The sequence below is a fragment of the Flavobacterium sp. HJJ genome (genome assembly GCF_015351475.1).
GTDB lineage: Bacteria > Bacteroidota > Bacteroidia > Flavobacteriales > Flavobacteriaceae > Flavobacterium > Flavobacterium marginilacus.
This window is the reverse complement of sequence record NZ_JADKPR010000007.1, coordinates 22,886-39,033: the sequence shown is the minus strand read 5'-3', so window position 1 is coordinate 39,033 and position 16,148 is coordinate 22,886. Positions and strand designations below refer to the sequence as shown.

The window sequence follows — 16,148 nt, the reverse complement described above, 5'->3', positions numbered from 1 at the left end:
ATTAAAAAATGAATACTAGTTTTTCAGAAGCAAAACGTATGGATCAGCATAAGGTTTGTGTTATTATCCCAACGTATAATAATCATAAAACTTTAAAGCGGGTTATCGATTCGGTTTTACAGTATACTTCTGCTATTATTATTGTAAATGATGGTTCTACAGATAGTACTGTTGAAATTCTGAAGGAGTATTCAAGTTTGGTTCAAGTCCACCACCCTAAAAATTCAGGAAAAGGGTTAGCACTTCGAAATGGTTTTAAAAAAGCTTTGGCATTAGAGTACAATTACGCTATTACAATTGATTCCGACGGTCAGCATTTTGCATCTGATATTCCTAGTTTTCTAAATAATCTGGAAACAAATCCAGATGCACTTTTGATTGGCTGCCGTAATATGGTTCAGGAAAATGTACCTAAAAAGAGCAGTTTCGGAAATAAATTTTCAAATTTTTGGTTTTGGTTCGAAACCGGAAATAAATTGGAAGACACTCAATCAGGTTTTAGATTATATCCTTTACGAAAAATTCCTGTTCATTATTTCACAAACAAATTTGAGTTTGAAATCGAGGTTATTGTTCGTTCGGCTTGGAAAGATATTACTGTAAAGAATATTCCTGTTCAGGTTTTGTACGATCCAAAAGAACGGGTTTCCCATTTTAGACCCTTTAAAGATTTCACCCGAATTAGTATTCTTAATACAGTTTTGGTTATTATTGCTTTGGTGTATATTAAGCCTAGAGATTTTTTTAGAAAACTAAAAAAAAAAGGACTTAAACAATTTTTTCTAGAGAATGTACTAGAAAGCAATGATTCGAATACTCGAAAATCGGCTTCAATTGCATTGGGCGTTTTTATTGGAATCTGTCCTTTTTGGGGATTTCAAACTATTTTGGTATTGTTTTTGGCTGTTTTCTTAAAGCTTAATAAAGCTATTGCTTTTGCATTTTCCAATATAAGTTTTCCTCCTTTCATTCCCTTTGTTATTTATGCTTCACTAAAGATAGGAAGTTATTTTGTTAGCAGCAGCAAACCATTGATATTGAACACGGATATGACATTTGATGATATTCAAAAAAATATTGCCCAATATCTTGTTGGAAGTTTTATTTTAGCGACTTTTATGGCCGTACTTTTTGGTCTTACAAGTTACTTGTTATTAACTTTGGCTGGTAATCTAAAACACAAAAAACAGTTACATGCAAAATAAATTATTCGATTTATATACATTTATTACTTCCAAGAAATTACTTTCGTTTGGTATAGCAATTTCGATTGTATTTGTTTTGGCATTTTTGGCATTTAGAATCTCTTTTCAGGAAAATATAAATCAATTGATTCCTTCAAATGATCAGTCTGGAATAACCTCAAAAGTATTGGATCAGGTAAATTTTGCCGATAAGATTACAATTATAATTTCTACCAAAGAAAATGGTTCATCGGAGAATCTTACTGAGTATGCCAATGTCTTTTTAGACAGTCTGGAACCTTGTAAGCCTTATATATCCAAAGTTCAAGGCAAGATTGAAGAAGAAAATATTCAGGAAACTTTTGATTTTGTATACGATAATCTGCCGCTTTTTTTGAACAAAAAGGATTATGAGCATATCCAAAATAAACTGCACAAAGACAGCATTGCTAATACTGTCGCTGCCGACTATAAATCGATAATTTCTCCTGCTGGATTGGTGTCCAAGGATTTTATTCTTAAAGACCCGCTGGGCATTTCTTTTATTGCCTTAAAAAAAATGGAACAGTTAAGTGTAGGTGATGACTTTGCTATCCAAAACGGATTTGTTTTAACAAAGGACAGGAAAAATTTACTGCTTTTTATTACACCCAAATTGGCGACAAATGAAACAGATCAAAACACGTTTTTTATCAGTAATCTTGATAAAATCAAGGCAAATTTAAATCGACAGTTTAAAGGTAAGGCAGAGATGAGTTACTTTGGTGCAACGCCTGTGGCTGTTGCCAATGCTACACAAATTAAGTCGGATGTTCAAAATACATCTATATTTGCAGGTGTTACCTTGATTTTGATACTGGCTTTTTTTTACAGAAGCGTTACCACTCCAATAATCATTTTTATTCCTTCGTTGCTCGGAGCCTTGTTTGCCTTGGCGGTTTTGTACGTCTGCAAAGGAAGCATTTCAGCTATTTCTTTAGGTATCAGTTCTATTTTACTGGGGGAAACCACGGATTATTCAATATATGTTTTAACCCATCTGAGAAACAATAGGAATGTTAAGTTGGTATTCAAGGATATTACAAGACCGTTATTGCTTTGCGGAATTACAACATCCATTACGTTTTTGTGTTTGTTTTTTATCAAGTCGGAAGCCTTACAGGATTTAGGTATTTTTGCTGGATTGAGCGTTGTTGCCACTACTGTTTTTTCAATAATTCTAATTCCGGTTTTGTACAAATTTGACTCCAAAAAGTTTATCCAAAAACCAAATTTGATTGACAGTTTAGGTGCATTTTCGTATCACAAAAGTAAGTTTCTGATAGGTTCAATGCTGGTATTGCTAATTGTTTCGCTTTTTACATATTCAAAAGTTACGTTTAATAATGATCTTTCGGATTTGAATTTCATGACTCCCGAGCTCAAACAGAATGAAAGGAAATTAGACAAAATTGCCAATAACAATGATTCCAAATCTATTTATTTGGCTATTTACGGTAAAAGTTATGATGAAGTTATAGCCAAGAATAATGCTCTTTTTAAAGTACTGGAAAAAGATAAGGCTGGAAAAGGTATCTTGAATTTTAGTTCTATTGGCGGAATTGTTTTTTCTGCCGATGTTCAAAATCAAAAAATTAACGAATGGAATTCTTTTTGGGATTCGCAGAAAAAAGCAAATTTGAATCAGACATTAATTAGTGAAGGAAGTCATTATGGCTTTAAGGCTGATGCTTTTTCAGGTTTTTTTGATTTGCTTGACAAAAGCTTTAAGCCAGTCACTATTGATGAATATCTTAGAGTGAAATCTTTTTTTCTGGATGAATTTGTGGCACAAAAAAATGGCTTTTTTACTATTTCCACCTTAGTGAAAGTGACCAGCGAAAAAAGAGATGTTTTTGTAAATCAAATTAAAAAACAGCAAAATTTGGTTGTAATTGACAGGCAGGAAACAAACGAAACATTTTTAGGAACTCTAAAAATGAATTTCGAAAACCTCGTTGATTATTCCTTCATTGCTGTATTTTTAGTTCTCATAATAGCCTTTAGAAGAATTGAATTGGCTATAATCAGCATCATTCCAATTCTTATAAGTTGGATTTTTACCACAGGTCTTATGGGACTTTTTGGGCTGCAGTTTAATGTTGTTAACATCATCGTTTGTACTTTGATTTTTGGAATTGGAGTAGATTACAGTATTTTTATGACTACGGCGTTACAAAAGGAATTTACATTCGGGAAAATTGAATTGCCAAGTTATAGAACCTCAATTTTACTTTCAGTAGCAACCACGATTTTGGGAATGGGAGTACTTGTTTTTGCCAAACATCCAGCACTAAAATCGATATCATTGATTGCCATTATCGGAATATTTTCGGCGCTGATGATTACATTTATTATTCAGCCGTTGATTTTTCATTTTTTTATAACCAATAGAGTAAAAAAAGGAAAAGCTCCGTATGAAATTAAGCGATTGGTGCATTCCGCTCTGTCATTTACCTATTTTGGATTAGGATGCGTAGTATTATCATTGGGAAGTGTCGTTTTGATGGCGATTTTACCTTTCTCAAGGAAATCAAAATTAAAAGGATTTCATTTTTTGATGTCGAAGTTCATGCATTCGGTTTTGGCAAGTTATCCATCTTTAAAAAGAAAAATAGATAATACTTCAAATGAGACCTTTGATAAACCTGCCGTAATTATTGCCAATCATAGCTCGTTCCTTGATATTTTGGCTATTGGAATGTTGAGTCCAAAAATTATTTTCTTGGTAAGTGATTGGGTTTATAATTCTCCGGTTTTCGGAAAAGGAGTTCGTCTGGCTGGATTTTATCCAGTTTCAAACGGTGTGGATAATGGCGTAGAACATTTGCGTTCCAAAGTGCAGGAAGGTTTTTCCATAATGGTTTTTCCAGAGGGAACACGGTCTGAGGATAATGCAATTAAGCGATTCCATAAAGGCGCTTTTTATTTGGCCGAACAATTAGAATTGGATATAGTTCCAGTACTCATTCACGGATATTCCGAAGTTTTGCCTAAAGGCGATTTTATTATTAATGGTGGAAATACTACGGTAACTATTTTGGATAGAATCAAGTTTGAGGATACCACATTTGGCACAAATCCTGCAGAGAGAACTAAAAAAATAAGCAGTTTCTTTAAACAGCACTATAAAAAACTGCGTTTGGAATTGGAAAGTTTGGATTATTTTAAGGCGAAGCTGATGAATAGCTATGCTTTCAAGGAAATTCAGATAGTAAAAGCGATAAAAGATGATGTTAATCAAAATTTACAGTTATATTTTGATTTAAATAAATGGATGGATTCTAAAGCTAAAATACTTCATTTTGGTGATGATTATGGGCAATTGGATATATTTTTGGCATTACAGGAGCCTCAAAGAAAAATTGATTCGGTTATACTTTCAGAAGAGAATAGAGCCATTGCCAAAACTAATTATATTCTAAAGAAAAGGACGATTCATTATTTCGATCAAGATAAATTGAATGCTCTCAAAAAGTATGATGTAGTATTGATTTCGAATGAAGAGTCAGTGTTCAATTTGGCTGAAGTATGTAATTTGGCAAGCAGAATAATTGTTTTGGGAAATAAAAATTTAAAAGAAAAAATAGTGTCATTTGGTTTTCAAACCGAGCATGAGACAGAAGAAATGATCGTATTAAAGAAAGTGATAGGATGAAAAAGCATTATGATGTTGTTATAATCGGAAGTGGATTGGGCGGACTTGTTTCGTCTATAATTTTAGCCAAGGAAGGCTATAGCGTTTGTGTGCTGGAAAAGAACAATCAGTTTGGAGGTAATTTGCAGACGTTTGTTCGCGATAAAACGATTTTTGATACCGGAATTCATTACATTGGAGGATTAAGCGAAGGGCAGAATTTATATCGATATTTCAAGTACATTGGGATTATGGATAGCCTGAATCTCAAAAAAATGGACGAAGACGGATACGATATAATCTCTTTTGAAGATGTAAATATGGAGTTTCCACATGCCCAAGGGTATGAAAATTTTGTAAATCAGCTGGTTAAGTTTTTTCCTGAGGAAAGGGAGGCAATAAATAAATATTGTGAAGCAATTATTAACACCTGCGATACATTTCCCCTTTATAATTTAAGTGCTGAAGGACGCTATGACAATGATATTCTTTCTGTAAATGCAAAGGATTTTATTGCAAGCCTCACTGAAAATAAAATGCTGCAGGCTGTTTTTGCAGGAAGTAATTTTTTATATGCAGGATGCGGTGAAAAATCCCCTTTTTATGTACACGCACTTACGGTTAATACCTACATGCAGAGTTCATGGCGCTGCATAAACGGTGGCAGCCAGATTACAAAACAGTTGATAAAACAGCTTAAAAAATATGGAGGTGATGTCTTTAAATATAAAGATGTCAATCAGTTGGTTGTCGAAGACAATGCTATTACCACAGCCAAAATGAAAGATGGCACGAGTGTGGACGGAAAATATTTTATATCGAATATAGATCCCAAGATTACCTTGAAATTAGCAGGAGAGAACCATTTTAGGAAAGCCTTTGTTAATAGAATTTCGAGTTTGGAAGGCAGTATTTCGGCCTTTAGCTTATATGTCGTTTTTAAACCAAAAACGTTTAAGTATATGAACAAGAATTATTACCATTGTAAAAATAGCAGTGAAGTCTGGGATGCTCAAAATTATAACGAACAGAATTGGCCAAAAGCTTTTATGGCTTCGATGAATGCTTCTAAAAAAGATGATGGCTGGGCAGAGGGAATGACTTTTATTACTTATATGAAGTATTCCGATTTGGATTCATGGAAAGAAACCTTCAATACCGTAGCCGATGTTAACGATAGAGGCGAAAGCTATGACGATTTTAAAACTCGTAAAACGAATCGTTTCCTAGATGAAATAGAGAAAAAATTCCCTGGAATAAGAGACTGTATAAAATCAGTTCATACTTCTACGCCATTGTCATACAGAGATTATATTGGAGGATATAACGGAAATATGTATGGCTATGAGAAAGATTGTGAAAATCCAATGAAGACATTTATTCCGTCAAAAACTAAGTTAGATAATTTATATTTAACAGGACAGAGTATCAACATGCATGGCGTTTTGGGCGTTACCATTGGTGCGGTTGTTACGTGTTCCGAGATTTTAGGAAAAGATTATCTGGTAAACAAAATTAATCAGGAAGTATAGTGAAATAAACAGAACATTGTCATAATGTTTAAAAACTAATCGAGAACCAAGAATAGTTGAATATGAAAAAACTTACAGCATATATTTTTTTCTTTGCCTTATTCCTTATTTCTTGCGGTACTTCAAAGTCGATGCGTCATCAGCCGGAGATAGCGGCTTATAATAATACAATCCCTATTGTTAAAAAACAATCTGATACCATTTTTTATACCGGAAATAATTTTCTGATCAAAAACAAACAGCATTTATGGGAGCTTTATGTCGAAGGTGATCCATTGGAAAGGGGATTGGCTATTGGGAGCCTGACGGACTCCTTGTTAAAAAAGCAAGAGCATGTCTTTTTTGACAAGATAAATGAATTGATTCCTTCTGATTTTAAAAAATCATTACTTCGAAATTTCCTGAAATGGTATAATCGAAAATTATATCTTAATGTTGATAATGAATTTCAAACTGAAATTTATGGAGTTTCCCAATATGCGCCTAAAGATTTAAACCATATTGCACCCTCTTTTTTAAGAGATTTGTATCTGCATGGTGCTCATGATATAGGACATGCAGTTCAGGATCTGGCAATGGTAGGCTGTACATCATTTGCTGCTTGGGGGAATAAATCAGATGACGGAAGTTTGATTTTGGGCAGAAATTTTGATTTTTATGCAGGAGATGATTTTGCAAAAGAAAAAATAGTTGCCTTTATTAATCCAAAAGAGGGTTATCCATTTATGATGGTAACTTGGCCCGGAATGATAGGTGCCTGTTCCGGAATGAATGCCGAAGGATTGACCGTAACCATAAATGCCGGTAAATCCAAGATTCCATTAATAGCCAAAACGCCTATTTCTATTGTGACCCGTGAAATTTTGCAATACGCCAAAACTATTGATGAAGCTGTTGCTATTGCTAAAAAAAGGAAAGTATTTGTTTCCGAGTCTATTATGGTTGGCAGTGCCAATGATGATAAGGCTGTTTTAATAGAAATTGCTCCCGATAATTTAGGTGTTTTTGAAGCTCCTGATGGCAATGAAATAATTTGTTCCAATCATTTTCAAAGTGATGTTTTAAAAGATAATAAAAGAAATTTGGCTCAAATAAAAGATAGTCATTCCCAATACCGTTTTGACCGAATGACTCAATTACTGAATGAGAATCAAAAAATAACACCACAAATTGCTGCCAATATCCTTAGAAATAAAGAAGGAATAGATAATGTGCCATTAGGGTATGGTAATGAAAAAGCGATTAATCAGCTGTTGGCTCACCACGGAATTGTTTTCAAGCCAGCCCAGCGATTGGTTTGGGTGTCTGCAAATCCCTATCAATTAGGGGAGTTTGTTTGTTATGATTTGAATACAATTTTCAAAAACAAAAAAGAGAATACAGCTGCTATTGTTTCATTGGAAAATTCAGCAATGAATATTCCTCCAGATCCATTCTTGAAAACAGAAGCTTATCAAAACTACATTCAATTTCGTATCGAAGACAAAAAAATGGATTCTTTTCTGGCTAAAAAATCCGATTTGCCATCGAATCAATATCTGGATTATTACCAATCTTTAAATCCTGATTATTGGGTTGTTTATTATAAAGCTGGATTGTACTTTTATCAAAATAAAAAATATAACTTGGCTGAGGAACAATTCGGGAAAGCATTGACAAAAGAAGTTACTTCACGTGTTGAAAGAGAAAAGATTAGCAGTTATTTAAAAAAAGCAAAAAGAAAACTATAATGATTCCAAAAATAGAATTAGCTGCCAAAGCCGATATAAAAGCATTTCAGGAGCAAAAACTGCAGGAAGTGCTGCAGTATGCAAATACAAATTCGCCCTTTTACAGCTCTATCTTTGCCAAAAGCAATATTGATGTTTCCAGTATAAAAACAATTGAGGATTTAGCATTATTGCCTGTTACATCAAAGGAAGATTTACAAAAGTATAATGATGATTTTTTATGTGTTCCAAAGAATAGGATTATCGATTATGCTACTACATCCGGTACTTTGGGCGATCCTGTAACTTTTGGATTGACTGATGAAGATTTGGATCGTTTAGCTTATAACGAAGCTATTTCATTTGACTGCGCCGGAATAAAAGAAGGTGATCTTGTACAGCTGATGACGACAATTGATCGTCGTTTTATGGCGGGATTGGCTTATTTTTTAGGTCTTCGAAAAATGAAAGTCGGTGTAATCCGAGTTGGTGCAGGACTTCCGGAGCTGCAATGGGATTCAATTTTAAAATACAAACCTACTTATCTAATTACTGTTCCTTCTTTTTTACTAAAAATGATTGAATATGCGGAACAGCACAATATTGATATTAACAATTCAAGTGTAAAAGGAGCTATTTGTATTGGCGAACCTATCCGTAATCAAGATTTTACCAGCAATACCTTGTGCCAGAAAATAACAGATAAATGGAATATTAAGCTGTTTTCTACCTATGCTTCGACTGAGATGAGCACTGCTTTTACCGAATGCAGTCATGGAGTAGGAGGGCATCATCATCCAGAGTTAATTATTGTAGAAGTATTGGATGAAAACAATAAGCCGGTTTCAAATGGCGGATCAGGTGAATTAACATTTACCACTTTGGGGATTGAAGCCATGCCGCTCATTCGTTTTAAAACGGGCGATATTGTACAGCTGCATTCAGATTCGTGTTCATGTGGGCGCAATACATTGCGTGTAGGTCCTGTAATTGGCAGAAAACAGCACATGATTAAATACAAAGGAACCACTTTGTATCCTCCGGCAATGAATGATGTTCTGAATAATTTTGGGAATATTGACAACTATATTATCGAAATTTCATCTAATGATTTGGGAACCGACGAGATTTTGATAAAAATTGCGGTTCAGAATCCCTCTTCTGTTTTTTTGCAAGAATTGAAAGATCATTTTAGATCCAAATTACGGGTAACTCCCAAAATTGAATTTACTGCAAATGAAATATTAATGCCATTAATTTTTAATCCAAACAGCAGAAAGCCTATTCGTTTTTTTGATAATAGAAAAAATGCGCTTTGAAAAGAGACTACATTTTTTAGCCCTTAGCATACATTTTTTTCTTATCAATCAAATACTTATTACTAGGCGTTTTTACTATTTTATAATCTTGTCTTTTTGCTTTGATTTAAGTGTGATTTTGATTAATAATAAATGAAAATATAAAATAGTTTAATTATTTTTCCTCACCCCAAGAGGCTGTCCGAAAAGGACAGCCTCCTCTGGTTTAGTTTTTAAATTGAATCATTTGGTTTTATCTAAAAAAGTTAAATGTTTGTCAGAGCAGGAGTATAAAATGTTAGCAGAAAGGTTTTGGTAATCTCAAAATTTTAGAGGCTTTTTTTTAGCAAATAAAAAAGTACATATAACACTTCAGCTTTGCAGCAAATAAAAATAATTACTTTAGAAATTTTCATGTTCAGACTTTATTCAGATTTGAGATAGTATTTTTACGGCATAAATTTTTATTATGCGCTATACAGTTTTTATTACTGCTCTCTTATTCTCTTTTGTGTCATTTGCACAACCTGCTGTAAATAAAGGTAAAATCATAGGTAAAGTAATTGATGCCGAAACGAAACTACCTATAGAAATGGCAATTGTCAGTATTTATAAAGGAAAGGAAATCAAAGTTTTTAACGGATTGAGTACTGATAAAAACGGCTCTTTTTCAATCAATAACCTTCCAGACGGCGATTATCGCATTACTATTGATTTTATCAGTTATAAAACAGCGACCATAAATTCCAGTATAAATCAGAAAGCAGGCGTGTTGAATCTTGGCACTATTATGCTTTCGCCAATGTCAAATCAGCTTAATGAAGTAAAAATAGTTTCGAAAACTTCGACAATTCAAAGTAAAATTGACAAAATGGTATACAGCCCCGCAAACGACCTTTCAAGTCAAGGAGGCACTGCCGCAGATGTTTTGAAAAATGTTCCAATGGTCAGCGTTGACATTGACGGAAAAATTGAACTGCAGGGTAATCCCAGTATTCGTTTTTTGATTAATGGAAAACCTTCCAGCATGTTTGGTGCGAGTATTTCTGACGCACTGCAGACCATCCCCGCTGATCAGATAAAGAGCATCGAGGTTATCACCAGTCCAGGGGTAAAATACGACGCTGCGGGTACGGGCGGCATCATAAATATCGTTCTGAAAGAAAATAAACTCGAAGGAATCAACAGCAGTATCAATCTATCGGCCGGAACACGTTTAGAAAACGGATCATTCAATTTTAATGCCCGTCATGGAAATTTTGGGGCAGGTATTTTTTTTAGCGGGAACAAACAATTAACTACAGAAACAAAAAGTTCCAGCGAGCGTATTTCTTATAGCGAAGCCAGAGACAGTATTAACAGACTCTATCAAAACGGAGTGAATCCTTTTGATAGAAGCGGTTACCGGACTGGAATTAATTTGAGCTGGAGCATCACTCCAAAGGATGAATTAGTGGCATCCTTCAGTTATAATTCTTTTTCCAATAACTCAACGGGACAAACGCAGCAGAACCAAACTTCCTATCTGGCTGATGGAACTCTTGTGTCTGAAATAAAAAGTGAACGAAATTCAATCAGTAATTTTGAAGAAAAAGCTATTGACTGGGGGCTTGATTATAAAAAAACTTTTGAGAAAGAAAATCGGGAACTGGATTTTCAGCTTACATCAAGCAACGGAAAAAGTGACATTAATTCGGGGCACCGAACTTCTTATGAGGAAAATATTCAGCCGTTATCGGGACTTAGAAACATAAATCCGGGCAAAGACCACCAAGTGGGACTTACGTTGGATTTTGCAGAACCTATCTCCGAAGGTTATACCCTTGAAACAGGAGTTAAAGCAAATTTTCAAAACATAGAAAACAATATCGTTACCGATACTTTGGACTCAGATGGCTCCTACATAAACAACAAAGGACAGACCTATGCGTTTAAATACAAGCAGAATATTTATGCGGTTTATGCTTCAAGCTCTTTTGCCTTTTTCAATGATTTTTTGATTGGTAAAGCCGGTCTTCGTTATGAACGTACTAATACTGTGGCAGATTTTGTGGGAGTGGTTATACCGGATTATAATACTTTTGCACCTTCGTTTACTGTTCAGCATAAGTTTAATAAAGATCAATCCATAAAGTTTGCTTACACTTACCGTATCGAAAGACCCGATTATGAAGATTTAAATCCGTTTTTTAATATCAGTGATCCGCACAATATCAGCACTGGAAATCCTTTTTTAAAACCTGAAATTGGTAATCGATATGAATTGGGCTACAGCCAAAATTTCAGTAAGGGGACAAATATTTATTTTTCGGGATACTACCGCCGAAACACTGACGATATCCAAAGTCTGACCACTTTTCATCCCACACTCACTATCAGCGGAACCGATTATACTGATGTAACTTTGACTACACGCTACAACATTGGCTCTGAGATCACCTATGGCGCCAGTCTTTTCGGATCAGTTTCAATGGGGGATAAAATAACAATTCGTTCCAATATTGAATGCGGGCAGAGAACCAACAGTACTCCGGGCTTTGAGAGTGTAAGCAGTTTTATTTACAGGGGAAATCTGAATCTGAATTACCAATTCAATTCAACTATGCTTGGCGAAATATCCGGAAATTACCGCTCCTCCCAGAAAATTGTTCAGGGAGACCGTCCAGCTTCTTATTTTTATAATTTGGCTTTTAGAAAATTATTTTTCAATAAAAATGCAAGTTTAGGAATTACCATGACAAATCCTTTTAATAAATATCTGAGCCAAAAATCGAATAGTTATGACGCAGATTACTCGCAGGTAAACATAAAGGAAATTCCCGTTCAATCCTTTGGTATTTCCTTCAGTTATAAATTTGGAAAACTTGAGTTCAAGAAAGGTGAAAATGAAAATAACGGCGTTCAGGAGCCGGCTTATTAAAGATTTCCTGCGAGCTATTATCTAATTATAATTCTCTCAAAGACGCAAATAAACATTCAATGATTTCAGTGATACTAATGTTTACACAAAATCTACGCCCAATATTGTCATTCCGAGGTACGAGGAATCTCCGCAGCTAATTCCATAATCAAAATCCCCAATCTTTGTTGAGTTTCTAACGGGTATTCCTCTTATCTCGGAATGACAAACTTGAAGAAGTAATCCCTCACAAACAAATTCAGAATTAATTCAGAATTAATTTTGTACTTTGTATTGGTTTTAAAATAGTTATGATGAAATGGTTCAGTTTTTTAATTGTATTTCTGTCAGCACATTTACTGTCAGCACAAAACAGTGTAACCGATACTATTGTAGTAAAAGACACTGTACAGCATTTAAAATTTAATTATAAACAGTTAATAATTCCTTCATTATTAATTGGTTATGGTGTTATTGGTCTAAACAGTGATCAGCTCAAGGGCTATAATCTTGAAATTCAGGACGAAGTAACTGAAAATATCGATCAGAAATTTTCGATCGATGACATTATGCAGTACGCACCTGCAGCTTCGGTTTATGCTTTAAATGCATGCGGAATGACCGGTAAAAATAATCTCAAAGACCGATCGATTATTTTGGCCAGTTCCTATCTGATGATGAGCGCTGCTGTTCTTTCTTTAAAAAATATTACACATGTAGAAAGACCTGACGGTTCTTCGAATAATTCCTTTCCTTCGGGGCATACTGCCACTGCTTTTGCCGGAGCGGAGTTTCTTTGGCAGGAATACAAAGACAAATCCATTTGGTATGGAATAAGCGGTTATGCTGTGGCTACGGCTACAGGTGCTTTTAGAATTGTCAACAACCGTCACTGGCTTACTGATGTAGCTGCGGGCGCAGGAATTGGAATATTAAGTACCAAAGCGGCCTATTGGATTTATCCTTACATCAATAGAAAAATTTTCAGCACTAAAGCAAAAGAAAAGAAAGTTTCCTCTATGGTTTTGCCTTATTATAATGGGAAACAAATGGGCTGTGGTTTGGTGATGCAATTTTAAATTTTAATAAATGAAACAGAAACATTTACCCCAAATAAACCTTTTTTATTGGGCATTAATTATTAGTGCCAATACTATGGGAGAAACAGCAGGAGATTTAATTTCTCAAACATTTAACTTAGGCTATGGGGGAGGAACAATTGCTCTAATCACACTGTTCTTAATTGCGCTGATCATTTCAATTTGTTCAAAAAGCCAAAAACCGCTTTTGTATTGGATAATAATAACTCTGGCAAGTACAGCCGGAACTACAATTTCCGATTTTATCAGCAGATCCTTCTTTCATTTGGAATTAGGATTTACAGAAAATGAGGGATATACATTTGGAACCTTACTACTGACTGTCGCTTTGCTGTTTACATTTGGTATTTGGAAATATCATTCAAAAACCAATACGATAGAAAACGGGCTGAACAAACGAACCGAATTTTTATACTGGACTGCAATTCTAACTTCAAGTACATTGGGAACTGCATTTGGTGATCTGCTGGCTCATAACACACCGTTGGGTTTTGAAGGAAGCACTTTACTTTTGGTGCTATTGCTTTCTGTTGTTGTCGGATTGGTTTATCTGACAAAAATTTCAAGAGAACTTTTGTATTGGTCGGCCATTATTTTGACACATCCAATTGGTGCAACAATGGGTGATTATTTGACAAAACCAGAAGGCATGAATTTTGGTAACATTAATGCAAGTCTGCTGTTGGTTGTTGTGTTTATTATAGTTATTGTGACAGGACAGCTGACAAAAAATAGAATTTTTAGAATGTAATGCTAAAACTGTGCAATTGGTTATTAAAATCGTATTTGATCTCCCACTGATTGATTTCGGTTATCTTTTTTATAATTGCCAGTCCAAGACCATTTCCCTGCGATGAAGGATTTATTTTGGAAAAACGATTGAACAGCTTTTCAATTGCTAATGGTGCCGATTGTCCAGTATTAAGGAAAGTTAATTGATTGTTTTGAATGCTGATGATTATGTTTCCGTTTTTTTCATTATGACGGATGGCATTCAAAAACAGATTATTAATTAAAACTTCGGTCAAAGCCGGATTTCCTGAAATAGAAAGGATAGAGCTGAATTCAGTTGTAATGCTGATATTTTTAGCTTCGGCTTGTTCCGTAAAAAAATCAAGATGTTTTTCAATATAATCATTTAAAACAATAGTGCTTTTTTCAAGATAGCTTTCGTTATCAATTTTGGAAAGCAGCAAAAGATTTTTGTTAAGACGGTTAAGTCTTGAAACATCATTATTTAAAGAACTTAAGACAGAAAATTGTTCTTTATTGAGTTCCAGCTGTAATAGAGTGTCAATTTTAGTCTGAAACAAAGCCAGCGGCGTCTGCAGTTCGTGCGCAGCATTTTCTACAAATTCCCTTTGGTTTTTATAAATGGCAGTATTTTTTTCAATGAGTCCTTCAAGGCTTTTGTTGAGCTGGTTAAATTCATTTATATCAGTTGGGAAAAAATGCGGCGGTTTATTTTTATCGATTTCAAAATCATGCATTTGATGAAGCGTATTATAAAACGGTTTCCATATTTTTGCGGCAGATCTTTTTGATATCCAGATAATTCCGATAAGCAGGATAATTATAATGCAAAGGAACATGATGGCAATATTTATTACCATTCCTTCCATTTCTACCAGACTTATTTTTTCTTTGTATGTATACCTTTTGCCATTTATAGTGACAGGAGCATAAATGATACGGAATGGTTCTTTTTCTTTGGCAACAGAGTCAAATGCCATTTCGTCAAAAATGGAATCTTTAGTTATTCCCATATCGGCACTAATCACGACATTCTGATTGTATTTATTCCAGGCTTCAATGTCATTTTCAGTGAAATTTTTATAACTTTCTTTTACAAATGCGCCTTTATGAAAATGAAGTACCTCATCCGTTTCATAAATATAAAGCTGCTGGCAGATGAAATAAAATACAGGAGCAGATACCAGCAGTATAATGATGGCAAATGCAAGAAAGCTGCTGGTGGTTTTATGTAACAGTTTTTTACTCATTTTCCCATTTGTAGCCTAAGCCATAAATTGTTCTGATGTAATCGCCGCTTCCTGCTTTGTGCAGTTTCTTTTTTAAATTCTTTATGTGGGCGTAAATAAAATCGTGGTTGTCAAGCATATCCGCCATATCTCCCGAAAGATGTTCGGCAATAGCTCCCTTGGACAGAACTTTATTATTGTTGCCAATTAAAAACAGCAGTAAGTCGATTTCTTTTTTGGTGAGATCGAGTTTTTGACCGCTGACAGTTACTGTTTTAGAGAAAATGTCAATAGTGATTTCGTTGAAAACAACACTATTGCTTCCCTGGAAATTCTTCCGGCGGATGAGTGCCTGCATGCGTACTAAAAGTTCCGAAAGATGAAAAGGCTTGGTCAGATAATCATCGGCACCAAGATTAAAACCTTCAATGCGGGTATCTAAATTTTCTTTTGCAGAGATAATAATAATGCCCTCGGTTTTGTTTTTGCTTTTTAATTCTTTTAAAATAGTAAACCCGTCTCCATCAGGCAGCATTAAATCCAATAATATGCAGTCGTAGTCGTAGTTATCAATCTTGGTAAGTGCCAATGCACAATTGGAAGCCGTTTCGCATTGAATGCCGTTGGTCTTAAAATAATCTGAAATGCTTTGAGCAATTTCCTGCTCATCTTCGATAATTAAAATTTTCATGCTGCAATTTACAAATCAATTTTGAAGAAAAACTGAATATTGTTATGCCTGCCATATTGTTGTAATAAAATTTTTTA

The 16,148-nt window shown here is 34.5% G+C and carries 10 protein-coding genes; 8 read left to right on the top strand and 2 right to left on the bottom strand.

Going from position 1 to position 16,148, the window contains the following annotated elements; all coding sequences use genetic code 11:
* Positions 1-8: 8 nt before the first annotated feature.
* The 8 genes from IRZ80_RS07450 (at position 9) to IRZ80_RS07415 (ending at position 14,149) form a co-directional block, all read left to right on the top strand.
* A complete protein-coding gene (locus tag IRZ80_RS07450; protein ID WP_194640931.1) occupies positions 9-1,205 on the top strand; it encodes a DUF2062 domain-containing protein in 1,197 nt (398 codons plus the stop codon).
* The gene (locus IRZ80_RS07445; RefSeq protein WP_194640930.1) at positions 1,195-4,881 is read left to right on the top strand and encodes a 1-acyl-sn-glycerol-3-phosphate acyltransferase; all 3,687 of its coding nucleotides are present in this window, start codon (positions 1,195-1,197) and stop codon (positions 4,879-4,881) included. Before IRZ80_RS07450 ends, IRZ80_RS07445 begins: the two co-directional genes overlap by 11 nt.
* Positions 4,878-6,392, top strand: coding sequence for a phytoene desaturase family protein (locus IRZ80_RS07440; protein ID WP_194640929.1), 1,515 nt, complete (start codon positions 4,878-4,880; stop codon positions 6,390-6,392). The genes IRZ80_RS07445 and IRZ80_RS07440 overlap by 4 nt, the downstream gene beginning before the upstream one ends.
* A 62-nt stretch (positions 6,393-6,454) precedes the next feature.
* A complete protein-coding gene (locus tag IRZ80_RS07435) occupies positions 6,455-8,122 on the top strand; it encodes a C45 family autoproteolytic acyltransferase/hydolase (protein WP_194640928.1) in 1,668 nt (555 codons plus the stop codon).
* On the top strand, positions 8,122-9,420 hold the full coding sequence (locus tag IRZ80_RS07430) for an AMP-binding protein (protein ID WP_194640927.1): 1,299 nt from the start codon (positions 8,122-8,124) through the stop codon (positions 9,418-9,420). The genes IRZ80_RS07435 and IRZ80_RS07430 overlap by 1 nt, the downstream gene beginning before the upstream one ends.
* Before the next feature lie 448 nt (positions 9,421-9,868).
* Positions 9,869-12,319 (top strand): TonB-dependent receptor domain-containing protein, encoded by a 2,451-nt coding sequence (locus IRZ80_RS07425; RefSeq protein WP_194640926.1) that lies wholly within the window; start codon positions 9,869-9,871, stop codon positions 12,317-12,319.
* Positions 12,320-12,612: 293 nt separating this feature from the next.
* Positions 12,613-13,377 carry a phosphatase PAP2 family protein gene (locus tag IRZ80_RS07420; RefSeq protein ID WP_194641064.1) on the top strand — a complete coding sequence of 255 codons (765 nt, stop codon included), beginning with the start codon at positions 12,613-12,615 and terminating at the stop codon, positions 13,375-13,377.
* Between the two features lie 10 nt (positions 13,378-13,387).
* Positions 13,388-14,149 carry a hypothetical protein gene (locus tag IRZ80_RS07415; RefSeq protein WP_194640925.1) on the top strand — a complete coding sequence of 254 codons (762 nt, stop codon included), beginning with the start codon at positions 13,388-13,390 and terminating at the stop codon, positions 14,147-14,149.
* Here IRZ80_RS07415 and IRZ80_RS07410 read toward each other — a convergent pair.
* On the bottom strand, positions 14,139-15,401 hold the full coding sequence (locus IRZ80_RS07410; RefSeq protein ID WP_194640924.1) for a sensor histidine kinase: 1,263 nt from the start codon (positions 15,399-15,401) through the stop codon (positions 14,139-14,141). The genes IRZ80_RS07415 and IRZ80_RS07410 overlap by 11 nt on opposite strands.
* Positions 15,394-16,071: a response regulator transcription factor gene (locus IRZ80_RS07405; protein WP_194640923.1), complete on the bottom strand. Its 678-nt coding sequence runs from the start codon at positions 16,069-16,071 to the stop codon at positions 15,394-15,396. The genes IRZ80_RS07410 and IRZ80_RS07405 overlap by 8 nt, the downstream gene beginning before the upstream one ends.
* Positions 16,072-16,148 lie beyond the last annotated feature (77 nt).